Source organism: Porphyromonas sp. HMSC065F10 (assembly GCF_001808555.1).
Taxonomy (GTDB): domain Bacteria; phylum Bacteroidota; class Bacteroidia; order Bacteroidales; family Porphyromonadaceae; genus Porphyromonas_A.
This window is the reverse complement of the sequence record NZ_KV793760.1, coordinates 27,864-49,750: the sequence shown is the minus strand read 5'-3', so window position 1 is coordinate 49,750 and position 21,887 is coordinate 27,864. Positions and strand designations below refer to the sequence as shown.

20 protein-coding genes are annotated in these 21,887 nt (G+C 60.1%); 10 read left to right on the top strand and 10 right to left on the bottom strand.

The features are described from left to right. The first annotated feature begins 425 nt into the window (after positions 1-425). Positions 426-839, top strand: coding sequence for a hypothetical protein (locus HMPREF2890_RS02550; protein ID WP_070464864.1), 414 nt, complete (start codon positions 426-428; stop codon positions 837-839). A gap of 207 nt (positions 840-1,046) precedes the next feature. Here the strand turns inward: HMPREF2890_RS02550 and HMPREF2890_RS02545 are convergent, their stop codons facing one another. From HMPREF2890_RS02545 to trpS, 10 genes are all read right to left on the bottom strand, one after another. Continuing rightward, complete coding sequence (locus HMPREF2890_RS02545; RefSeq protein ID WP_070464861.1) at positions 1,047-1,664, bottom strand: ribonuclease HII; 618 nt, start codon at positions 1,662-1,664, stop codon at positions 1,047-1,049. Beyond that, entirely contained in the window at positions 1,661-2,695 is a 1,035-nt protein-coding gene (locus HMPREF2890_RS02540) for a cation diffusion facilitator family transporter (RefSeq protein ID WP_070464858.1), read from the bottom strand. Before HMPREF2890_RS02540 ends, HMPREF2890_RS02545 begins: the two co-directional genes overlap by 4 nt. Further along, entirely contained in the window at positions 2,674-3,435 is a 762-nt protein-coding gene (locus HMPREF2890_RS02535) for a cell division protein FtsQ/DivIB (protein ID WP_148130654.1), read from the bottom strand. The genes HMPREF2890_RS02540 and HMPREF2890_RS02535 overlap by 22 nt, the downstream gene beginning before the upstream one ends. Positions 3,436-3,446: 11 nt before the next feature. After that, on the bottom strand, positions 3,447-4,862 hold the full coding sequence (murC, locus tag HMPREF2890_RS02530; protein WP_070464852.1) for a UDP-N-acetylmuramate--L-alanine ligase: 1,416 nt from the start codon (positions 4,860-4,862) through the stop codon (positions 3,447-3,449). Next, positions 4,834-5,970: an undecaprenyldiphospho-muramoylpentapeptide beta-N-acetylglucosaminyltransferase gene (gene murG, locus HMPREF2890_RS02525; protein ID WP_070464849.1), complete on the bottom strand. Its 1,137-nt coding sequence runs from the start codon at positions 5,968-5,970 to the stop codon at positions 4,834-4,836. Before murG ends, murC begins: the two co-directional genes overlap by 29 nt. A gap of 10 nt (positions 5,971-5,980) precedes the next feature. Next, on the bottom strand, positions 5,981-7,384 hold the full coding sequence (locus HMPREF2890_RS02520; protein ID WP_070464846.1) for an FtsW/RodA/SpoVE family cell cycle protein: 1,404 nt from the start codon (positions 7,382-7,384) through the stop codon (positions 5,981-5,983). Positions 7,385-7,387: 3 nt separating this feature from the next. Then, the gene (locus tag HMPREF2890_RS02515) at positions 7,388-8,056 is read right to left on the bottom strand and encodes a DedA family protein (RefSeq protein ID WP_070464875.1); all 669 of its coding nucleotides are present in this window, start codon (positions 8,054-8,056) and stop codon (positions 7,388-7,390) included. Positions 8,057-8,066: 10 nt separating this feature from the next. Then, positions 8,067-10,058: a DUF7017 domain-containing protein gene (locus tag HMPREF2890_RS02510; RefSeq protein ID WP_070464843.1), complete on the bottom strand. Its 1,992-nt coding sequence runs from the start codon at positions 10,056-10,058 to the stop codon at positions 8,067-8,069. 284 nt (positions 10,059-10,342) lie between these two features. Continuing rightward, positions 10,343-10,834 carry a DUF3127 domain-containing protein gene (locus tag HMPREF2890_RS02505; RefSeq protein WP_070464839.1) on the bottom strand — a complete coding sequence of 164 codons (492 nt, stop codon included), beginning with the start codon at positions 10,832-10,834 and terminating at the stop codon, positions 10,343-10,345. A gap of 54 nt (positions 10,835-10,888) precedes the next feature. Then, entirely contained in the window at positions 10,889-11,887 is a 999-nt protein-coding gene (gene trpS / locus HMPREF2890_RS02500) for a tryptophan--tRNA ligase (RefSeq protein ID WP_070464837.1), read from the bottom strand. 247 nt (positions 11,888-12,134) lie between these two features. Between trpS and HMPREF2890_RS02495 the strand changes: the two genes are divergently transcribed. The 9 genes from HMPREF2890_RS02495 to HMPREF2890_RS02455 all read left to right on the top strand — a co-directional run bounded on the left by HMPREF2890_RS02495 (position 12,135) and on the right by HMPREF2890_RS02455 (position 21,808). Then, on the top strand, positions 12,135-13,697 hold the full coding sequence (locus tag HMPREF2890_RS02495; protein ID WP_070464834.1) for a sensor histidine kinase: 1,563 nt from the start codon (positions 12,135-12,137) through the stop codon (positions 13,695-13,697). A gap of 9 nt (positions 13,698-13,706) precedes the next feature. Further along, positions 13,707-14,447 carry a response regulator transcription factor RprY gene (locus HMPREF2890_RS02490; RefSeq protein ID WP_070464831.1) on the top strand — a complete coding sequence of 247 codons (741 nt, stop codon included), beginning with the start codon at positions 13,707-13,709 and terminating at the stop codon, positions 14,445-14,447. Between the two features lie 9 nt (positions 14,448-14,456). Further along, positions 14,457-14,957, top strand: a complete 501-nt coding sequence (smpB, locus tag HMPREF2890_RS02485) for an SsrA-binding protein SmpB (RefSeq protein ID WP_018106577.1) — start codon at positions 14,457-14,459, stop codon at positions 14,955-14,957. A 538-nt stretch (positions 14,958-15,495) separates the two neighbouring features. After that, positions 15,496-16,905: a TolC family protein gene (locus tag HMPREF2890_RS02480; protein ID WP_070464827.1), complete on the top strand. Its 1,410-nt coding sequence runs from the start codon at positions 15,496-15,498 to the stop codon at positions 16,903-16,905. A gap of 15 nt (positions 16,906-16,920) precedes the next feature. Next, a complete protein-coding gene (locus tag HMPREF2890_RS02475; RefSeq protein ID WP_246825265.1) occupies positions 16,921-17,856 on the top strand; it encodes an HlyD family secretion protein in 936 nt (311 codons plus the stop codon). A 2-nt stretch (positions 17,857-17,858) separates the two neighbouring features. Continuing rightward, positions 17,859-18,815, top strand: coding sequence for an ABC transporter ATP-binding protein (locus HMPREF2890_RS02470; RefSeq protein WP_070464824.1), 957 nt, complete (start codon positions 17,859-17,861; stop codon positions 18,813-18,815). Further along, a complete protein-coding gene (locus tag HMPREF2890_RS02465; RefSeq protein ID WP_246825264.1) occupies positions 18,805-19,545 on the top strand; it encodes an ABC transporter ATP-binding protein in 741 nt (246 codons plus the stop codon). The genes HMPREF2890_RS02470 and HMPREF2890_RS02465 overlap by 11 nt, the downstream gene beginning before the upstream one ends. After that, the gene (locus tag HMPREF2890_RS02460) at positions 19,542-20,690 is read left to right on the top strand and encodes an ABC transporter permease (protein WP_246825262.1); all 1,149 of its coding nucleotides are present in this window, start codon (positions 19,542-19,544) and stop codon (positions 20,688-20,690) included. The genes HMPREF2890_RS02465 and HMPREF2890_RS02460 overlap by 4 nt, the downstream gene beginning before the upstream one ends. After that, positions 20,687-21,808: an ABC transporter permease gene (locus HMPREF2890_RS02455; RefSeq protein ID WP_070464817.1), complete on the top strand. Its 1,122-nt coding sequence runs from the start codon at positions 20,687-20,689 to the stop codon at positions 21,806-21,808. Before HMPREF2890_RS02460 ends, HMPREF2890_RS02455 begins: the two co-directional genes overlap by 4 nt. Positions 21,809-21,887: the final 79 nt, after the last annotated feature.

Genomic DNA, 21,887 nt, shown 5'->3' with positions numbered 1-21,887 from the left:
CGTCTTTTTGAGAGGAGAGATCAGACACTCAACTGTCCGGTCTCTCCTCTCTCTTTATGCTCTTTCGTGACGCCCCTTTGACCCTGTCAGACAGTCTGCCTTTCTCGTACTGCATATAGGAGGGCTTGTCTGATAGGTGTTGGGCGCTCTTATATTGACTTATAGTATAGGTCATAATGGTTGGTGAGCTAGAGTGCTTAACCATGTATATAGTTGTGTTAATAATGATAGAAGGGATGTCGCATAGTTACACACGTCTAAAGAGTGCTGACTCTTGCTGTGAGTGTGTGATTTATGCTCTACATCAATTTCTTTTTTGACTCCTAACGTGTGTGTCCGTACCGTTTTTGCTATCAATTCTGACCTACACGCCCATTTTGACCTATACGCCACATTTTATTACCATCATCACAGCAGCATTTGTTATGAATAGAAAGACCCTAACTATTTTCTTTGTGCTTTCTCTCTTTCTTGCAGCCCTCACAAGCTGTGCCACGAAGGAAGACCCCATCCACGATCTTGAGGCATTAGTGGAAATAGTGGACAAGAGGGGAGACAACTTTACCGATGAGGACTGGACCAAGGTCGCAGAACAAACGGGTGCCATCTTTGATAAGATGAAAAAGTACGACTACACCCCGGAAGAGCAGAAGCAGATTGGCAAGCTAAGTCTTAAACTCCAACTGCTGACCTATCAGAAAATGGGGTACAAGACCTTATCTGATGCCTTAAATAGGGCGGCAGGCGCCTTGGAGGAAGCCTCGGATATGCTTGACACAGCCCTCTCCGACTATAGCGACACCCTTGACATGGATAGTGAGGAGGACGACGAAGAGTAATCGTCCGACAACTCTCTTGTGGGTTATCAATCCTACTCCCACAAGGTGCCTTCTCCACTATTTATGGCGATTCTCTCTGCCATGTCAGAGGGGCCTACATATGGTAGTGAGAGCGTATGATCTCATCTTTTACCTAAAATAGGTCAAGGGTTGCAGGACCTTTGTGCGATAGCTCTGCTGTGATGATCTCCTCTCTGGGGGAGGGGATCAGCTGTCGAAAAGTGTGGGGCGGCAGGGGGCGAAGGAGCGGCGGTGGTGTGGCGTGAGCCCGCACGACCGGATGGCGGCGAGATGGGCGGCTGTGCCGTAGCCGGCGTTTCGCTCCCAGTGGTACTGGGGGTACTCCTCGGCGAGGTGAGCCATCAGATGGTCACGGTAGACCTTTGCCACAATGGAGGCGGCTGCTATCGAGGCGACCCTGCCGTCACCCCCTACGATCGTCTCGTAGGGGATCTCGAGGTGGCTACGGAAGCGGTTGCCATCGATGAGGAGGTACCCCGGGCGGGGCTCCAGCCCCTCGATGGCTCGCTCCATGGCGAGGAAGGTGGCCCCGAGGATATTCAGCCGGTCGATCTCCTCAACGGTGGCGCTGCCTACGGAGACAGCGATCGCCTTTTCCCTGATGGTGAGGTCGTAGTCCTCGCGGCGATGGGCTGTGAGCTGCTTGGAGTCAGTCAGTCCGGGGAGGTCAAAGTCCTCGGGGAGGATCACAGCGGCGGCCACCACAGGACCGGCAAGGCAGCCGCGACCCACCTCGTCGATGCCCGCCTCGAGGCGGGCGGACTGCAGTCGTGCGGGGAGGTGGAGGGGACCCTTTTTTGTCATCTATCCGGGAGTGGCTCGCCCGAGTCGGGGTCGCAGAGCTCCGGTCGGCGCTGCATGAAGTCCCTCGTGTGGCGGTAGGGGTGGGAGGGCTCCATATGGACTACCACGTGCGTCCGAGCACCGAAGTGGTCCATAAGTGCCTGCTCAGTCTCGCTTGCGATGTCGTGCGCCTCGTAGAGTGTGAGGAGTCCGTCAGCTCGTATATCCAGCTCGATAGAGAGCGTCTCAGACCCGATCATACGCGCCATGATGTGGTGAGGCGAGGTGGCACCCGGGATGGTGCGGACGACGCTTCGGATCTCCTCCACGGTCTCTGTGTCGACGGTGCTATCGGTGAGCTTGAGGATGGCGGGGCGGTAGACGCCTATGCCGGAGCGGATGATGAGTCCGCCGACGATGATAGCCGCGAGTGGCTCAAAGAGCGTCCCCTCCCCCGGGATCAACCGAGCGCCCAGCACGCCTATCACCACGGCTGAGGCGGAGAAGACGTCCGAGATGTGATCCATCGCCTGAGCGTGTAGGGCATCGGAGTGGGTCTCTTTTGCCTTCCGCTCAGTGTAGTAGTAGGTGACGAGCTTCATCACGACCGTACCGACGGCCACCCACAGGGCGATCACCTCCGGCTCCTTGGGGAGCACTCCCTCGCGGAAGAAGGCATAAAGGGTGCGACAGGAGCCAAAGACGATCAGCACTCCCGTCACCAGCATCGACAGGGCGATCAGGAGCGAGCCGACGATCTCGTACTTGCCGTGGCCGTAGATGTGCTCGTCATCCTCCTTAGGCTTCGCTGAGATGTGGAGGAAGATGTAGGTGATGATATTGGCACAGATGTCGAGGAGCGAATTGATCGCATCAGCGATCAGTGCCGCCGAGTGGCCGGTGATACCGGCGAAGAGCTTGATCGGTGGCAGGAGAAAATTGACGAGTGAGGAGAAGGCGTAGGCTCGCGTTTTCTCCCGCTCGTTGGCCTCAATCTCCTGCTCGGTCACCGCCCGATCGTGGGGAGGGACTACTTCTCTCTCTTCACGCATACGATCTGATTGTCATAGGAGAGCTTGACGAGGGCGTACTTATTGGTCCCCACCTGTGGCTCTATATCCTTGTAGTAGATGGGTATCTTGGCGAGGTCCTGCTCGAGCGTCTCCAGCCCATGGAGCTCAAAGACCACGGTGCCGACTCTCGGGTAGAGGTGAATCTTGCTCTCGGAGATGATGTCAATGTAGCTGAAGAAGTGACTCCACTCGCTGTGGTCGTAGAGGTACTGTGCCAGCGGGTAGAGGACGTAGTGGATCGTGCCGTCGGTCATCGCGCCCTCCGCAAGGGGGACGTAGGCAGCGGAGCCTTGTCTCTGAGGGACGGAGATCCCCTCATCATCAAGGTACCAGGAGGTGCCGTTGCGGAGGTACCGGATGATCGGCGTGCGCTCGTGGACGATGACGTGAAGCCGCTTTGTGGAGGGAGAGATAAAGGCGGTGGCGCTGCGGATGTAAGTGGAGGCGTCCACCAGATCTCTCTCAATGCGGTCGGGGTCCACACCGCGTGAGATGCTGTCCTTGAGGTCGATCGGAAGTACCACCGCCACCTCTCGCTCCCTGAGGAAGCGCCCTTTCCCCGTGTCAACGATGCGTATCACCGTGCGGGATGGGTGGATCGCATAGGATACGTGGTGCCGCGCAATGGCAAAAGAGCAGCCGAGCAGTACCACCAATAGTGCCATCAGCGTGCAGGCGAGGATCCAGCGGACTTTCTCTTTCCTTGTACGGCGTATCATAGGCGTGTGGCTTACTGCTCTGATCTCCTGAGGTGGTCGATCACCTTTGGGATCTCAAACTCTATGTCCCCCGCTCCCATCATCACCAGCACGTCAAAGGAGTGGTGCTCCAGCTCCTCCGGTAGTGCCTCGAGGGGTACTACCCTCTTGTGCGGGGAGGTGATCCGATCAAGGAGTGCCTCCGAGGTGACGCCGGGGATCGGCTCCTCACGGGCGGGATAGATCGGGGCCAGGATGACATCGTCCACCGTGGAGAGCGCCTTGCCGAAGTCCTCCATAAAGTCCTTCGTCCGGCTGTATAGGTGGGGCTGGAAGACGAGCGTGATGCGCTTCCCCGGGTAGAGCTCTCGTATCGAGAGGAGTGAGCGGCGGACCTCACCCGGGTGGTGCGCATACTCGTCGATCACCACGGGACCATCGGTCCCTATACGGGTCCGCTCAAAGCGGCGGTGGATCCCGCGGTAGTCGGCAAGGGCGGGGCGGATCTCCTCCTCCGTCAGCCCCACGCGGAGCGCCATGGCGATGGCAGCGGTAGCGTTGAGGACATTGATTCGTATCGGTGTGCCCAGCTCGAGATGGCGGAGAACTCCGTCAGGTGTGTGGAGGTCAAAAAAGAGGTGCTCCCCCTCGTAGCTCACTCGGTCGTAGTAGTAGTCGCACTGCTCCGAGGCGCCATAGCGATAGAGTCGGGTCCCCTCGGGAAGCGACTCCGGGTGGATCTCTGCCTCCTCCTCAGCGATCACGAAGCCACCGGGGCGCAGCAGCCCGACAAAGGTGCCAAAGGCTGCCACATACTCCGCCGCTGTGCCGTAGATGTCGAGGTGGTCCGCCTCCGTCGCGGTGACGATCACCGCATAGGGGGTCAGGCGGTGGAAGGAGCGGTCAAACTCGTCCGCCTCGACCACCACGTAGTCACTCTCCTCATCGAGAAGGAGATTATTTGAGTCATAATTGAGCATCAGACCACCGATAAAGGCATTGACCCCCAAGTGGGAGCGTCGCATCAGGTGTGCGAGGAGGGAGGAGGTGGTGGTCTTGCCGTGCGACCCGGCGACGCAGAGGGCCTTGTGCCTCCGGGTCACCTGCCCGAGGAGCTCGGCCCGCTTTATCTGTGGTACGCCGTGCTCTCGGTAGTAGGTCCGCAGTCCATTGTCCTCATGGATGGCGGGCGTGTAGACGACTGTCAGACCTGGCTGATCCGCGCGGAAGGGCTCAGGCAGCAGCGTTGGGTCATCATCGTAGAGGATTTCCGCCCCGAGCGCCTCCAAGCGATCGGAGACCGGCTTCCGCACGTGGTCGTACCCCCCTACGGTGTAGCCGTAGTAGAGGAAATACTCGGCGAGGGCACTCATGCCGATGCCACCGATGCCGATGAAGAAGATGGCTCTTGATGAAGGGTTAGGGTCGGGCATAGCGCTGGATCTCATCGACAATTCGTTGTGTGGCATCGGGTAGCCCGAGCTCCTTGGCCGCCGTCGCCATACGCTCGCACTGCTCCGGATGGCTCAGCATATCGAGTGCCGTCGGGACCAGATCGGTCCCCGCCTTGCTGTCAGGCACCATCAGGGCGGCCCCGCGGTCGACGAGGGACTGCGCATTGTGCGTCTGGTGGTCCTCGGCGACGTTGGGTGACGGGACAAGTATCGCCGGCAGCCCGAGGGCAGTCAGCTCAGAGATGGTGCCGGCACCGGCGCGCGAGATGACGAGGTCGGCGATGGCGTAGGCGTGATCCATCTCGCTGATGAAGGGCATCAGGTGGATCGAGTCAAAGTCTCTCACCTGGCGCTCCAGCCCACCGTAGTGGCTCTCACCACATTGCCAGATCACCTGCAGGTCCTCCCGGTAGGCGAGCTGAGCGATTGACTCGAGGATGCTCTTATTGATCGTCCCGGCACCGAGGCTCCCACCGAGGATCAGGAGGGTCTTCTTGTCGGGTGAGAGGTCAAAGGTGGCATACGCTGCCCGGCTCTTCCGCTCCGTCTCCAGCAGGCTGTGGCGGATCGGATTGCCCGTGAGGACGATCTCGGGGGTGTCGGGGAAGAAACGGCGCATATGGGGATAGGCGGTGCAGACGCACTTCGCTTTTTTTGCCACCAGCTTATTGGCCTTGCCGGCATAAGAATTTTGCTCCTGCACCACCACCGGTATACCGAAGTGGTTGGCAGCGATCAGCGTCGGCGCACTGGCGTACCCTCCCACACCGACGACGACCTGGGGGTCAAAGTGGTGGACAAAGTCCTGCGCCTGCTTCGTGCTCTTGTAGAGCTGGGTGGTGAAGGGGATCAGCGAGAAAAGTCTCTTGAGCCCACCTCCGCTGGAGAGACCGCGGACCGGTAGGAGGTGGATCGGGTAACCTGCTGCCGGCACCCGCTTCGCCTCTGCGCGCCCCTCCGCACCGACAAACTGGATGTCGCACTTCGGGAAGCGGCGGCGGATCTCATCCGCTATGGAGAGCGCCGGGAAGATATGCCCACCGGTGCCACCGCCACTGATGATGACCCGATACAATTCTGTAGATGCTGTTTCTTTATCCATAAAAGCAAGACTATTCTGCCCCTCCGGACTTGGACTCCTCGCGGAGCCGCTCCTTCTGGTGCTTGGTTAGTTCGTCAGTGAGCTGTATCTCCTCCTCCAGCTCCGGCACCTCCTCCAGGTCAATGATCCGGTCGGGATGTCCCGATACTGCGGCGTCCTGGTAAAGTCGTCGCTTATTGATGTCGTGTGCGATACTCTGCACGATGGCGAAGTAGATCGCCGTGATGATGTACGAGGAGCCACCCTTGGAGATAAAGGGCAGCGTCTGTCCCGTCACCGGCAGCAGGTTGGCCGCCACCGCCATATTCATCATCGCCTGTGTGGTGACAAGTATCCCCACGCCCATCAGGACGAGGGTCCGGTACATGCTTCGGGAGCGGCTGGCGAGCATCCCGCAGCGGAAGAAGAAGACAAGGTAGAGGATCAGCAACCCCGCAGAGCCAAAGATGCCGTACTCCTCCACCACCACATTGTACACGTAGTCAGAGAATGCCTGTGGGAGGAACTGCCGCAGCTCGCTCTGCCCCGGACCCTTGCCGATGACGTTGCTATTGGCGATCGCCTTCTGGGCCGCCACCACCTGGTAGTCGCTGCCCATGATGTCATCGTAGGTCTCCTCATTGATCGGCTTTCCCCACTTCTCAAAGAATCCTGTAAGGCGGCTGTACCCGGTCGAGGTGCGGCCGATGTCGATCACCGACCCCTTGGGCGCCACCATCACGACCAACACCACCAGAGCGATGACAGAGGCGGCACCGACGGTGAGCCAGCGCATACTCTTCCGATGCGCCCCGCCGACCCACATCATCAGGTAGACGATCAGGGCGAGGAAGACCGCCGTCGAGATATTCTCCATAAAGATCAGGAGACAGGTGATCCCGGTGGCGATGATGATGGTCCAGAAGACCCGCGGTGACGAGTGGGTGTCATCGCTCCCGCGGAGGAGGCTGGCGGTGAAGTTGATCAGCGTCAGTCGCGTCAGCTCCGAGGGCTGGAAGGTGAGGAAAAAGATCTTTAGCCACCGCTTCCCGCCATTGATCTCTATACCGATGAAGGGCACCAGCATCAGCAAGATGAGGGAGAAGATGAAAGCTATCGTCGATGATCGCAGGTAGTAGGAGCTCGGGACGTGTGACCCGAGGACGATGATGCCGAGGGCGCAGACCACTAAGATCAGGTGCTTCAGGATCTGCCCAAAGAAGTTTTGCCCGCTATTCTCTGCCCGAAACGCCTCCTGGCTCACGGCGGAGAAGACGACGATGATGCTGATCAGCATCAGGGCAAAGGTCACGATCCAGATCCCCTTGTCGCCGACAAAGAGGTTGGACAGCCTGTCCCACCGAGCCCAGCGGACTCCCTTGGCGGCCGCCGGCTCATCGCTCTCAGGCACGATAAATGGTCTCTCCTCAGCCATGGCTCACTTGCTCTTCTCCTGGTCCTCGAGGCTTTCCTCAAGGGACTTACGCCGGTGTGCCCGGTACATCATCACCCCGAGTACGATCACCACCACAGCGATGATGATACGCCCGATCTCCGTGCTGTAGCGGGAGACCATAGGGCTGAGCTGATCCATCGGCACGACGTGCTCAAGATACCACCCGATGGTGATCAGCACAATATTCCAGAGGCCTGCCGCAAGTGCGGTGTAGAGGTAAAAGGGTGCCAGCGGCATCTGCGACAGCCCTGCCGGTAGCGAGATCAGCTGCCGGATCCCCGGGATCAGCCGACCGGTGAAAGTCGCCACCTTACCATGTCGGACGAAATACTCCTCCGCGTGGCGCACCCCCTCCGTGCTGAGGAGGAAGAATGCCCCCACGCGGCTCCCGGCAAAAGCATAGACGACCGGGCGCCCGAGCCAGCGAGCGAGGAAGTAATTCACCGACGCCCCGATGAGTGCACCGAGGGTGCCGAAGAAGAAGATCCCCACCACGCTCATCTCCCCCGTACTCGCCGCCAGATAGGCTGCGGGTGGGATCACGATCTCACTCGGGAAGGGGATGAAGGAGCTCTCTATCGCCATCAGCAGTGTGATGGTGAAGTAGTTGAGGTGCTCGAGACACCAGGCTATGAAGGGGATACTCTCCATCAGTCGCACTTCAGAGCTGATCCGCCGGCAGAGGCTCTACCGACAGGGTGACAAAGTAGGAGCGCTGCTCACCGGTGAAGCGGTCACGCTTCCGGAAGACAAAGCCTCGGAGCGTGCAGAGATCGCCCTCCGACAGCTCGATGGGCGCCAAGCTCTGGGAGAAAGTCCCCGTGATCCCCTCGTCCGTCTCTATCGTCACTCTGGACTCGTCCGTGGAGATCACCCGTGCGGGGACGAGGGGGAAGTCCGTCAGCGCCTCCTCCGGGTCGATGCGATGCGGTGCGAGCAGGAGTGCCCTCTGCTGGGCGGGACGCTTCGGTGTCGGCTTGCGGATCGTGTCGTAGAGGAGGATAAAATTGACGAAGTCCCCGATCATGAAGTCCTCCTCCTCTCCCGGCAGATAGTGATGCTTGCTCTCTGAGTCGATGAGGTGGAAGGCGTGCATCCCCTGGCTGTATCCGGTGATGTAGGCGACCCGCAGGGGGAAGAGATCGCGAGGGTCCGACTCCGATGGCTCCATATGTACCACGATGGCGTGGCTGTCCTCCGGCTCGATAAACTTCACGTCGAAGAGCTTCCCTCTCAGGTCCCCCTCCGGCAGACCCATCTCTGTGGGGTTGGTGAGCAGCACCCGTCCCTCGGGGCTGCTGAGCTTCAGCATCGGCACCACCTGCCGCATCGGCTCCTTGAGGCGCAGGGCGATCACGTCCATCACGATCATCGGAGTGGCAGCGAGAGAGCGGTACACATACGCCTCTGCCGGTCGGGCATCGAGGATGTAGTGTGCCTTATTCTCCTTATCCTCCACCGTCCCCTCGGGGATCATCTCCAGCATCTTCTCGTAGCTCTGCGGCAGCTTCCGTCCCCTCTCTCCGGCGATCTGTGCGATGATCCGCAGCTCCCGGAGGGCTTTGTCGTAGTCGCCTCGGTCGATCAGCAGCTTGGCGTAGTGGAGCCGCACGGTGAGGAGGTAGGGCTCGTAGTCGTCCGTCTCCTCCTTCAGTGCCTTGGCGAGGGCTGCAGCCTCCAGTGCCGGGTCATCAGAGAGGAGAGAGGCGAGCTCGCCCCATATGCGGGGCTCGGAGTAGATCATGAGTACCCGCTGATACTCATCGAGTGCGGTAGCCCGCTCCCCCTCGAGGAGGTGCAGCCTCGCCTGAGTCAGCTTGACGAGACGGTCGTCCGGGTAGAGACTCTCCAGTCCTGTAAAGAGCTCGTAGATCATCTCCGGCACCTTGGTCTCGCGCCGGTCCAACAGCTCCTCGATAGCGACCGTGAGAGCGCGGTCTACGAGGGAGGGCGTCTCCGGTCCGCGATCCTTACGCCCCTTGCCACTGCTGCGCTGCCAGTCCTCCGGGCGGAGGGACTTAGCAGGGTCCCACTTGGTGAGGAAGTCGATAAAGTCGAGGCGCTCCCGGAAGAGGCTCTTCACGCGCAATACTTGGTCGAGGATACGGGAGTTGAGTGCTGACGGACGCTCTATCTCGAGGCTGAGATAGATCCGCAGCGCCTGTCGAACCTCCTCGATAGTGATAAACTTATTACGCGACTCAAAGAAGTCACTCACCACCTGGGCAACCCGAGGATGGAGTGCCTTGTGAAGCCCCTCCTTGGAGTTGTGCCAGCTGAGTACTTTGTCAAAGGTCTGCCTCACCTGATCCCGTCGGTGGTAGGGGTTTTTCTCCGTCTGATAGCCGGTCAGCAGTCCATTCAGCTCCCCGAAGTGCGGCACGACACTCTGGCGCAGCGAGGCGAGGGACTCCTCCGCCATCGGTGCGGTAGCCCCCATGCCCTTGATAAGCGTCTCCATCTCCGACACCACCTCAGCGGCGGTATCTATCTCACCACCCTCAATGGCATCGGTGGCGACATCCTTCAGCACCCAGAAGAGTGCCGACGAGGACCACTGATTGGGAGACTCCTTGTAGTCCTCCCGGGCAAGCTTCACAGCGCTCTCCAGATCGCCCTCTTGGCGGAGGGCCATTACTTCTTTATATCCCATACTCTCATACTCTATCACTCATACTCTCATCCCCACGGACGGGGGCTCGATGCGTTAGCCCGGCCCGACCATGGGTTCTCCCTCATACGGCCACATCATAAGACCGACGGGAGGGCAGGTCACACACTCTCTCCCGCTTGCGGGAGCCGGTGCGCCAAGCCTCGGATCGTCACCGAAGCGAGGGAGAGCCACTTTTCCCAAAGGGGCTCCCTCCGCTTACTCATCACAGGGTCCGACAGGCGGCTCTCAGCCACTCACCGGACGTCCGGATCGATGGCTCTCTCTCAGAAGGGCAGATCGTCTACGCCGCCACCATTGCCACCATCGCCCTGCTGGGGACCATAGGGCTGCTGCGGGGCGCCATAGCCGGGCATACCCTGAGGAGCCTGACCACCATAGCCGGGCATACCCTGGGGAGCCTGAGGCTGGGGACCGAAGTTACCCATCGGCTGACCATAGGGGGTGCCCACCTGAGCACCGGCCATCTGAGCGGGGTCGATCTTCACGATGTTGCGGACGCGGATGTCAGTGTACCACCGGTCGTTGAACTCGCGGCTGTTGACGTAGAAGAAGACCTGTACGGCATCGCCCTGCTGCAGGTTGTACCCCTTCACTCTGTCCTCACCGAAGACGGAGAAGTGGACCTTTGTCGGATACTCCTCCTGTGTCTCCACGATGTACTCTTGGACAAAGAAGTCCTTGCCTGTATTCTTGCTCGTCCCCTTGCGTGGTTCCAGGATCTTGATGATGGTTCCGGTCAGTTGTCCTTCGTTCATTTTCTTGCTTACTATACGGTTGTGTTGTATGTTGGTATCTATTACTTGTGTGGCTCAGCCTCTGTAGGGAGGGAAGCCGACGATGCTGCGGATCTCCCTCAGCGTCGCCTCCGCACTCTCGCGGGCGCGCTCGGCACCTGCGGTAGCCACCTTCTCGAGGTAGGTGCGGTCGCTGCTGTACTCCTCGATCCGCTCGCGGATCGGTGCGATGAAGGCATTGAGATCATCGGCGATCTGCTTCTTCAGGTCGCCATAGCGGATCGAGCAGTCGTCCCACGCATCGCGGTAGTATCGGTTGGTCTCCTCGTCCGACACGATCTCGAGGAAGGTAAAGAGGTTTTGGATCACCTCCGGCTTCTCGCTGTGAGGTGCCTGGGGACCGGCGTCGGTCACCGCCTTCATCACCTTCTTGCGGATCGTCTTCTCGTCATCGCGGAGATAGAGGGCATTGCCCTCGCTCTTGCCCATCTTTCCCGAGCCATCGAGGCCGGGGATCTTCACCGCATCATCGCCGTGGCTGGCGAGCGACTTGGGGAGGGGGAAGAAGTCTACGCCGTAGGTGCTATTGAAGCGCTTGGCATAGATGCGCGCCATCTCCATATTCTGCTCCTGGTCCTTGCCGACCGGCACGCCCCACGCCCGATGCTGCAGGATGTCTGCAGCCATCAGAGTCGGGTAGGTGAGCAGTCCGGCATTGACATTATCCGGCTGCAGGCGGACCTTGTCCTTGAAGGTCGTCGTCCGCTCCAGCTCGCCCATGTAGGCGAGCATATTGAGGTAGAGGTAGAGCTCGAGCGTCTGATGGACGTCGCTCTGCATGTAGATGGTGCACTTCTCCGGATCGAGACCGCAAGCGAGATACTCCGCCAGGATGGTGTAGTCATTGGCGATGATGTCCTTAGGGTGGGGTGCTGTCGTGAGGGAGTGCCAGTCAGCGATGAAGAAGTAGCACTTCTCCTCATTTTGTAGCTTAAGAAAATTGATGACAGCCCCGAAGTAATTCCCCACGTGGAGGTTTCCGGTAGGACGTATGCCGCTTACGATGGTATGCATAGATCTTATTATTAGAGTATTAATCAGTCGTCGTCAGGTCGTTGTGCTACCGGGATGATCCAGACCCGACCGACGTGGGACAAAGGTACTAAAAAAGAGATACAGATCTCACCCCTCCCCGCCCTGCTTTCTTGACCCCCGGCCCGTCCCCAAAAGCCCTTGAGCACTTGTATTTAACACTTCAGGGCTGTAACTTTAACGCTCGTTATGTTAATGGGGTGGGGAAAATCGCTACCTTTGGTGCGATATGAAGAAGTCTACCCTCTGGCTCATCGTGGTGGTGATGGTCGTCGCCTTTGTTGGCCTGCTGTTTATGCAGGTCAAGTACATTGATGCGACCTATCAGGCACGGAGGTTCCAGTTTGACAGCTCAGTCAGGCAGGCGCTCTTTGAGACCAATCACGACCTGGAGCGGGATGAGATGATCGACATCATCCGGGTCGACCTCGGTCTGCCAGGCTATGTGGTGCGGGACTACCTGATCCGCCCGACGGAGGGGAGCAAGGCGCCCTTTGACCTCGGCACAGCGGGGCAGGGGCTGCCGGACTACAAGCTGGAGCAGCTGCCGCAGCCGCCTAAGAAGTCATACGACTTCGTCACGCCCGGCGATCGCTTCCGTGAGGCGGAGCGGATGCTGCGGAGCCACTTTGCGGAGCCGGATAGCGTCACGCAGAGGATCCTCCTACAGGTGGCGCTGGAGGGGCTGCGTAAGGCGCAGTACAGGCCGATCTATGACCGCATCGACGGGCAGCACTTAGAGGAGTACCTCCTGGAGTCACTCGACAAGTATGGGATCACCATCCCCTTCCGCTACGAGGTGGTGGACAGCCGGGGCACGATCTCTTTCTCCAATGGCAGCCTCCCCGTCGATCAGCCCGATAAGATCTACACCCAGGCGCTGCTGACCAATGACCCGCCCTCGCGCCTCCACTACCTGAGGGTGTACTTCCCCGGGCAGGCGCGCTTCATCTCGTCGACCATCGGCTTCCTGATCCCGTCCGTGATCTTCAGCATCTTAGTGCTCGCCACATTCATCTACACCATCATCACCCTCTTTAGGCAAAAGAAGATCGATGAGATGCGGATCGACTTTGTCAATAATATGACCCACGAGCTCAAGACGCCGGTCAGCACGATACGTCTCGGCGTCGAGATGCTCTCCGACCCCGACATCGGGTCGCAGTCCGATCGTCGGGCGCGCATACTGGAGTCGATCAATGCTGAGGCCTACCGCCTCACGCTGCTGATCGAGCAGGTGCTGCAGATGTCCTTCTTCGACAGCCACGACTCCCGTCTCCGGCTGCGGATGACGGAGCTCGATATGGAGGAGATCATCATCGACGCCACCTCGACCTACTCGCTCAAGGTGGAGGAGGCGGGCGGCAGCCTCGACCTCGACCTCGAGGCGACCCGCACCGAGGTGTTGGGAGACAAGCTGCAGCTGACCAATATCATCTTTAATCTCCTCGACAATGCCATGAAATACCGCCGTCCCGATGTGCCACCGCACATCACGGTACATACGGCGAGCAACGACCGCAACCTGACCATCCGCGTGGAGGACAACGGCTGCGGCATCAAGCGCGAGTATCTCAAGAAGATATTCGACCGGTTTTTCCGTGTCCCGTCGGGCAATAGGCACGACGTCAAGGGCTTTGGCCTCGGCCTCCCTTACGTTGCGCTGACGGTGAAGTCGCACGGCGGACACATACATGCGGAGAGCGATCTCGGGGTGGGCACCACCTTCATCATCACTCTGCCGCTGCTGACCGGTAAGGGTAAGAGTAATAATGTAAGAGCAAATAAGTAAGAAACGATCATGGAAAACTCAGTAAAAGTATTCCTCTGTGAGGATGACGAGAGCCTCGGCCCACTGCTGGCCGACTACCTGACAGAGAAGGGCTATGATACCGACCTCTTCAAGGACGGAGAGGCAGGGCTGCAGGGATTTGAGGAGCGCCCACGCTACTGGGACATCTGCGTCCTGGACGTGATGATGCCTAAGAAGGACGGCTTCGAGCTGGCCAAGGACATCCGCGCACTCAATCCTGAGACCCCGATCATCTTCCTCACCGCCAAGACGCTGAGCGAGGATGTGCAGGAGGGCTTCAGCCTCGGGGCGGATGACTACCTCAAGAAGCCCTTCAACACCTCTGAGCTGACGATGCGCATCGATGCGGTGCTGCGTCGCGTGCAGGGGAAGAAGCCCGATGACGTCGCCTTCTATCGCATCGGAGACTATGTCTTCGACACGCAGCACCAGTCCCTCCAGTACAAGGATGAGGAGCCGGTGAGCCTGACGACCAAGGAGACGGAGCTGCTGGCGCTCTTCTGCGCCAATGCCAATAGCACCGTCGACCGCTCCTTTGCCCTCAAGACGATCTGGGGCGAGGACACTTACTTCAACGCCCGCTCCATGGACGTCTACATCACCAAGCTGCGGAAGCACCTCGCCCAGGATCCCGGCATCGAGATCCAGAATAAGCACGGCAAGGGACACCGCCTCATCACTCCGGGAGCTAATTCGGAGCCCGATGAGTCCAATACCAAAGTGATCTGATCCCTACCGATGGCCAAGACATCCACATCCAAGAAGGGGCAGGGAAAGACCCCCTTCCGCAAGAGCGTCAATATCCGCAATAAGCGGGCGACGTATGACTACGAAGTGCTGGAGAGACTTACCGCGGGCATCGTGCTCACCGGTAATGAGATCAAGTCGATCCGCATGGGTCGCGCCTCTCTCGGTCAGAGCTTCTGCTATGTCGATCGCGGAGAGGTGTGGGTCAAGAATATGTATATCGGCACCTATGCCTTTGGCTCCTGGACCCAGGAGGGCTCGCGACGTGACCGGAAGCTGCTGCTCAATAAGCGGGAGATCCGTCACCTCACCGAGGCACAGCACGACCCCGGCTTCACAATCGTGCCGCTCCGGCTCTTCATCAATGGCAAGGGACTGGCGAAGCTGGAGATCGCCATCGCTAAGGGTAAGAAGGAGTACGATAAGCGCAATGCCATCCGCGACCGCGAGATGAAGCGGGAGCTGGACCGCGCCCGCCGGACGCCCTATTAACTAGAGACTATTGTACGAAGACGATCTGCTGCGTTGCTTTCGGAATTCGGTCTCGGTCACGTACGTGAGTACGCTCCCTTCGACCTCATCCTCAGCGCCTTGCATCTCATCCTTCGTGCAAAGTCTCAGCACATTTGAAACAAATGTGCGAGAATGGCACTTCGTGCAACATTCTCAACTAAGGCGTCTCCGGAGAGGGGGCTACAGCTTTTGTCGGGGTATTGGTCGCACACCATGGTGACCGGTACCCCGACACTGTCAAGTGGCGTGATGCCCCCCGGGAGTGCCGGGAAACTTGTAGAAGACCTTTGCAAAATGGTCTTTCGCCGAAAAAGCACCGCTTTTTCGGCAGGGACTTTGCAGAACGCCCCAGATGCAAGGGACTGAGAGTGAGGGCGAAGGGAGTGTGCTTACGCACATGACCAAGCCCGAATCTCGAATGTGACGCCGCAGATGGGGTATTATGCAAAGGTCTCTGTAGATTTGTAGAGCCGATGGGCGCTGGTCCCGTCGGAGCAAAAGAGAGACTTACATACAGATGAGCAAGTATATACGATATATCCTCTTTGCCATCGCGCTGCTTACCGCCGGGGCTTTAGCCCGCGCCCAGGAGCCGGTGGCGGAGCAGATCTCCCTCGAGGAGGTGCGCTCGGCGGCGGAGAGCCACTTCCCCCTCCTCCGGCAGCGAGAGGTGATGGATAGAGTGGTCCGGGAGAGTAGCCGTGCGATGAAGTACGTCTACATCCCCCAGGTCAGCCTCACCGGCGGAGTCAATTACCTCTCCGATATGCCCAACCCCACGAAGCAGGACCTGATCAAGGGCGAGAAGCTCCAGGTGGCCATCCCCTCCTTCCTCAAGGCGATGGGCATCCCCCAGGAGACGTGGGACGGGATGATGGACGAGACGATGGCGAGCATCGCCTCGCAGGTCAAGATCCCCTCGATCCCCAAGATGCAGTGGGGCATCGGTGTCTCCATCGCTCAGCTCCTCTGGGATGGTGGCAGTGCCGCCGCCTCGGGGCGGGTGCTGAGAGCCACTCAGGCTCAGCGCGATGCCCGGACGGAGGAGGCGCTGAGGGAGGTACGTAAGTCGGTGACGGAGATCTACTTCGGTCTCCTCAAGGTGGACGGACAGGCCGCCCTCCAGTCGACCCTCATCGAGGAGCTGCGCCGTCAGGCGGAGCGGGTGGAGGCGGCGATAGCGAGCGATGTGGCTACCCGAGCCGATGCCGAGGAGATCCGTGTGGAGCTGCTGCGGGCGGCTCAGGATCGTGCTGCACTGCAGGAGAGTCGCCGTGCGCTGCTGGAGGCGCTGACGATCTACACCGGTCTCTCCCTCGGTGAGGAGACGGTGGTGACACTGCCTCCGACCCCGATTGAGCCGGTGACTACTGCCGACGGACGGGTCGCCCCGCTTCGCCCGGAGCACCGCTACTACGATGCACTGACGGCGGAGGCTGAGGCGACGTACGACAGCTACCTCGCCGGACTGGTGCCGCAGGTGATGCTGACCGCCACGGCGATGTACTCCAATCCTTACCCCAATTTCTTTAAGCCCGGGGCACACCCCTTCGGGATGGTGGGGCTCAGTTTCCGCTGGACCTTCGGTCAGCTCTATGGGCTCGGTGCACAGCGCACCCGACTCCGGGGGATGACGGAGATGGCGGAGATGCAGCGGCAGACCTTTGAGCAAAAGACCTCAGCCGAGCTGGCACAGGCGCGCCACAGCGTGCAGCAGAGTGCCGAGCAGATGCGGCTCGACGAGGAGATCGTGTCGCTCCGCAAGAGCATCAGCGACCGCTCCACCGTGCAGGTGGAGGAGGGCGTGATGACCCGGCGGGATGCGCTCCAGCTCCTGACGAAGTATAGTGCTGCCAAGCAGACGGCCGACCTCCACCGCATAGAGTACCTTGAGGCGCTCTACCGGCTGGCGGAGATCGAGAGATAAGTAGATAAGATAGTGATGATGATGAAAAAAGAGATACGATACAGCTGCTCCCTCACACTCACGCTCCTCTTGCTCCTCTGTGTGAGCTGCGATCGAGAGAATAAGAGCCTCCTCGGGACCGGGAGCTTCGAGGCGACGGAGGTGCTCGTCTCCGGCGAGGTGAGCGGTAAGCTGATCCGCTGGGACGTAGCCGAGGGCGACCGGCTCCAGGAGGGCGCCGAGGTGGGGCTCGTGGACACCATTCAGCTGGCACTGAAGCGCGAGGCTCTCCGCCACTCCGGTGCGGGTGTGGCGGTCTCCTCGCCCGATGTGGCGACCCAGATTGCCCCCTTAGAGGCTAAGCTGAGTGACCTGCGCTCTCAGCGGGAGCGCATCAAGCGGCTCCTCGATGCCGATGTGGCGACGAAGAAGCAGCTCGACGACCTCGATGCCGGCATAGCCCAGCTTGAGGGGCAGATCGAGGCGACCAAGGCGACCCTCTCCAATAGCCGCGGACAGGTGTCGGCTCAGCGGTCTGCCATCGACGTGCAGGTGGAGCAGGTGAGCGATATGATCCGCCGGTCGGTGATCACAGCCCCCATCACCGGCACCGTGATAGCCAATTACGTCCACCGGGGCGAGCTCGCTGCGGCGGGACATCCGCTCTTCCGCATCGCCAATATGGACGAGATGATCCTCCGGGCCTACATCACCGGTGAGGATCTCGGACTGATCCGGGTGGGGGAGAGCGTCAAGGTGCGTGTGGATGGCGCCGCAGGAGAGGGTGGCAGCCGCACGTACGATGGCACGATCAGCTGGATCTCGCCTAAGGCAGAGTTTACCCCCAAGTCGGTACAGACGCGAGACGACCGTGCGGGGCTGGTCTATGCTGTCAAGGTAAGGGTACCCAATGAGGACGGGTACCTCAAGATCAGTATGTACGGCGAGCTGCTCCGACCCACAGCAGAGTGAGGATGACGGAGGTGAAGGACGATATCATCCGTGCGGAGGGGCTCAAGCTGCTCTTCCGTAGCCCGGCCGGCGAGGCGGTCGGTGTCGGAACGGCACCGGCAGGTCTCTCCTTCACCGTCCGCCGCGGAGAGATCTTCGGCATCATCGGTCCCGACGGGGCGGGCAAGAGCACGCTCTTCCGGATCCTCTGCTCACTCCTCAAGCCTCAGGAGGGCAGCGCTACCGTCGACGGCTACGATGTGGTGCGGGACTATCGCGAACTGAGGCGCCACATCGGCTATATGCCGGGCACCTTCTCCCTCTATGGTGACCTCACCGTGCGGGAAAATCTCGACTTCTACGCCACCCTCTTCGGCACCACTGTGGAGGAGAATTATCCCCTCATCGCCGACATCTACTCCCAGATAGAGCCCTTTGAGGACCGCCTCGCCGCCCATCTCTCCGGAGGGATGAAGCAGAAGCTCGCCCTCTCCTGTGCCCTGATCCACAAGCCGCACGTCCTCTTCCTCGATGAGCCCACCACCGGCATCGACCCGATCAGCCGTGCAGACCTCTGGCAGATGCTGCGTAAGCTGGCCGGAGAGGGCGTCACCGTGGTCGCCTCCACAGCCTATATGGATGAGGCGAGTCGCTGCGATCGTGTCGCCTTCATGCGGCAGGGCGACTTCATCGCCCTCGACACGCCCGAGCAGCTGGTCTCGCACTTTCCTCTCCCCCTCTACCGCTTAGAGGCGACCGATCGGATGGCAGCCCTCAAGACGCTGGAGGCCTGTCCGCAGGTGCTGCACGTCTACGCCTTTGGCGATTCCTTCCACATCACCCTCCGTGACCCGGCAGATGAGGCGGCGCTGATGAGCTATGTCGCCTCCTCCCCGCTGCTCTCCGGCAGTCGGCCGGTCGCCACGGAGCCCACCCTGGAGGACGCCTTCCTCCTCCTCTCCACAGACGATGATGAGTGATCCGGTGATAGAGGTAGAGGGGCTGACGAAGGTCTTTGGCGACTTCACCGCCGTGGACCACATCTCTTTCCACGTCAATAGGGGCGAGATATTTGGCTTCCTCGGCGCCAATGGTGCCGGCAAGTCTACCGCCATCAGTATGCTCTGCGGCATCCTCAAGCCGACCGCCGGGCGCGGCACCGTTGCCGGGCACGACATCCTCCACGAGGGCGAGCGGATCAAGCAGCACATCGGCGTGATGAGCCAGCGCTTCTCCCTCTACCCCGACCTGACGGTGGAGGAGAATCTCCGGCTCTACGCTGCTATCTATGGGATGAAAAAGAGGGCGATCAGGGAGCGCACGGATGAGCTCCTCGGGCAGCTCGACTTCGAGGAGTACCGCCACACCCGCGCCGGTCACCTGCCCCTCGGCTGGAAGCAGAAGCTCGCCTTCGCATCTGCGATCTTTCACCGGCCCGAGGTGGTCTTCCTCGATGAGCCTACCGGCGGGGTCGACCCGCTGACGCGGCGGCTCTTCTGGGAGCTGATCTACCGCGTCGCTTACGTAGACGGGATCACCGTCTTCGTCACCACACACTATATGGATGAGGCGGAGTACTGCGACCGGGTCTCGATCATGGTCGATGGTGAGATCCGCGTCCTCGGCACACCGGCGGAGCTGAAGGCTGCCGAGGGAGTCCCCGATATGGGCAGCCTCTTTACCGCCATCACAAGACAAGGGAAGCGATGAGACGAGGAGAGAAGAGAGGGAGAGCCCCACAGCGCCGTGGCTCACAGATGCGCGCCTTTATCATCAAGGAGTGGAAGCAGATCTTCCGCGACCCGCTGACGCTCCTGATCCTCATCGCCATGCCGATCACGGAGATGCTCCTCTTTGGCTTCGCGATGAATATGGACGTCACCGACATACGCACCGTCATCATCGATCACTCGACCGATGAGACCGGTGAGCAGCTGGCGGAGGCGCTCGAGGGCAATGCCACCTTCCTCTACCGAGGGATGCTCGCCGACAGCAGGGAGGCGGAGGAGATGATGAAGGCGGGCGAGATCGATCTCGCCATCGTGGTGCCGGAGCACTTCGAGCGGGACCTCCTCACCGGGCTGCCGACCACCATGCAGGTGATCGCTGATGTGTCGGACCCCGCTATGGGGAGCATCCGGGGAGCCTATGCTCAGCAATTCATCGTCGACCAACTGAGCCGCCACACCGGTGGCGAGGGGATCCCCTACAGCATCGAGGTCACCCCTCAGATGCTCTACAATCCCGGGCTCGTCTCCGCCTACAACTTCGTCCCCGGACTGATGGGGCTGGTGCTCCTCGTCATCTGTACGCTGATGACCAGTATCAGCATTGCGCGGGAGAAGGAGCAGGGCTCCATGGAGCTCCTCCTCACCACCCCGGCTCGCCCTACCACGATCGTCCTCTCCAAGACCGTCCCCTACCTCGCTGTCTCCCTCATCATCATTGCGATCATCCTCGTCATCTCCCGCTTCGTCCTCGGGGTGCCGATCCGCGGATCCCTCGCCCTGATCCTCCTCGTGACGCTGGTCTTCACCTTCTTCAGTCTCGCCTTTGGTCTCCTCCTCTCCAGCCTCGTCAAGTCGCAGAAGGAGTCGACGATCCTCACCGGCTTCAGCGTGATGATGCCGACGATGCTCCTCTCGGGGATGATCTTCCCGGTAGAGAATATGCCTCTCGTCCTCCGATGGATCTCCCGCTTCATCCCCGCCACCTACTACATCACCTCGATGCGCAAGCTGATGATCCAGGGCACCGGACTCTCCGCCATATGGGTGGAGCTGCTGGTGCTCGTCCTCTTCGCCATCCTCACGATAGCCCTCGCCATCCGTAACGTCAAGCCTCGCCTGAGATGAGTACTGCCTTTGGATACCTCTTGGAGAAGGAGTTTAAGCAGATCGCTCGCGACAGGATCCTCCTGACGATGATCTTCTTCTTCCCGACGATCATGATCGGCCTGACGCCCTGGGTGATCAACTTCAACCTCCGCCACCTCGACCTAGCGGTCGTCAACCACGACCCCGCAGGAGCGCAGGCTCGGCTCATACTACAGAAGGTGGAGGCCTCTCCCGACATCGACCTCGTCGGGGTCTACTCCTCCGAGGAGCCGGCCTACGAGGCGGTGGACCGGAGTAGGGCGGATGCGATCCTCGTGATCCCGCCCGACTTCTCCCGCGATATGGAGCTGTCGCACCACGCCTCTGTGCGACTGATCGCCAATGCCGTCAATAGCACCAACGCCGTCATGGCGATGAATCGCATGAGCGGACTCATCGCTGACACCTCCGAGGAGATCCTGACGGAGAGGGCGGGGCTTGCGGCAGGTAGCGGCAGACCGGTGGAGATCCGGATGCTCGACCGGTACAATCCGACACTCAACTACAAGTACTATATGCTGCCGGCGATCCTCGTGATGGTCTTGACGATGCTCTGCGGTATCTACCCCGCCATCGGACTGGCGCACGAGAAGGAGGTGGGCACCATCACCCAGATCAACCTCTCCCCCCTCCGGAGCAGCACCTATATCGTCGCCAAGGTGCTCCCCTACTGGCTCATCGGGGTCAGCACTACGCTCCTCGGTACGCTGCTGCTCTACCTTATCTACGGGCTCGCACCGGTGGGGAGCTACCTCCTGATACTGCTCGGGGCGCTACTCTTCTCGGGGGTGATAGCCTTCCAGGGTGTAGCGGTAGCCAACCTTGCCAAGTCGGTCCAGCAGGCGATGTTTATGGAGCTCTTCTTGGTGATGATCTTCTTCATCATCAGTGGACTCTTCACCCCCATCAGCACGATGCCGTGGTGGAGCAAGGTGATCGCCTACATCAATCCCCTCACCTACCTCAATATCATCATGCGGATGGTCTACCTCAAGGGAAGCAACCTCACCGACCTCTGGCCCTACTTCGCCGCCCTCACGGCGATCGGCCTCCTCAATGCCCTCCTCGCCGTCCTCACCCACCGCAAGCGCCAGTAGCCCCCTCCCTCCTCTGCTTATCTAATACCGATATTAGCGATTTCTTTTATCGGTATTAGTGAACTCTAATATCGGTATT

Coding starts and splice junctions, on each gene's coding strand:
- HMPREF2890_RS02550 (WP_070464864.1), top strand. CDS start 426: ATGAATAGAAAGACCCTAACTATTTTCTTTGTGCTTTCTCTCTTTCTT.
- HMPREF2890_RS02545 (WP_070464861.1), bottom strand. CDS start 1,664: ATGACAAAAAAGGGTCCCCTCCACCTCCCCGCACGACTGCAGTCCGCC.
- HMPREF2890_RS02540 (WP_070464858.1), bottom strand. CDS start 2,695: ATGCGTGAAGAGAGAGAAGTAGTCCCTCCCCACGATCGGGCGGTGACC.
- HMPREF2890_RS02535 (WP_148130654.1), bottom strand. CDS start 3,435: ATGATACGCCGTACAAGGAAAGAGAAAGTCCGCTGGATCCTCGCCTGC.
- murC (WP_070464852.1), bottom strand. CDS start 4,862: ATGAGATCCAGCGCTATGCCCGACCCTAACCCTTCATCAAGAGCCATC.
- murG (WP_070464849.1), bottom strand. CDS start 5,970: ATGGATAAAGAAACAGCATCTACAGAATTGTATCGGGTCATCATCAGT.
- HMPREF2890_RS02520 (WP_070464846.1), bottom strand. CDS start 7,384: ATGGCTGAGGAGAGACCATTTATCGTGCCTGAGAGCGATGAGCCGGCG.
- HMPREF2890_RS02515 (WP_070464875.1), bottom strand. CDS start 8,056: ATGGAGAGTATCCCCTTCATAGCCTGGTGTCTCGAGCACCTCAACTAC.
- HMPREF2890_RS02510 (WP_070464843.1), bottom strand. CDS start 10,058: ATGGGATATAAAGAAGTAATGGCCCTCCGCCAAGAGGGCGATCTGGAG.
- HMPREF2890_RS02505 (WP_070464839.1), bottom strand. CDS start 10,834: ATGAACGAAGGACAACTGACCGGAACCATCATCAAGATCCTGGAACCA.
- trpS (WP_070464837.1), bottom strand. CDS start 11,887: ATGCATACCATCGTAAGCGGCATACGTCCTACCGGAAACCTCCACGTG.
- HMPREF2890_RS02495 (WP_070464834.1), top strand. CDS start 12,135: ATGAAGAAGTCTACCCTCTGGCTCATCGTGGTGGTGATGGTCGTCGCC.
- HMPREF2890_RS02490 (WP_070464831.1), top strand. CDS start 13,707: ATGGAAAACTCAGTAAAAGTATTCCTCTGTGAGGATGACGAGAGCCTC.
- smpB (WP_018106577.1), top strand. CDS start 14,457: ATGGCCAAGACATCCACATCCAAGAAGGGGCAGGGAAAGACCCCCTTC.
- HMPREF2890_RS02480 (WP_070464827.1), top strand. CDS start 15,496: ATGAGCAAGTATATACGATATATCCTCTTTGCCATCGCGCTGCTTACC.
- HMPREF2890_RS02475 (WP_246825265.1), top strand. CDS start 16,921: ATGATGATGAAAAAAGAGATACGATACAGCTGCTCCCTCACACTCACG.
- HMPREF2890_RS02470 (WP_070464824.1), top strand. CDS start 17,859: ATGACGGAGGTGAAGGACGATATCATCCGTGCGGAGGGGCTCAAGCTG.
- HMPREF2890_RS02465 (WP_246825264.1), top strand. CDS start 18,805: ATGATGAGTGATCCGGTGATAGAGGTAGAGGGGCTGACGAAGGTCTTT.
- HMPREF2890_RS02460 (WP_246825262.1), top strand. CDS start 19,542: ATGAGACGAGGAGAGAAGAGAGGGAGAGCCCCACAGCGCCGTGGCTCA.
- HMPREF2890_RS02455 (WP_070464817.1), top strand. CDS start 20,687: ATGAGTACTGCCTTTGGATACCTCTTGGAGAAGGAGTTTAAGCAGATC.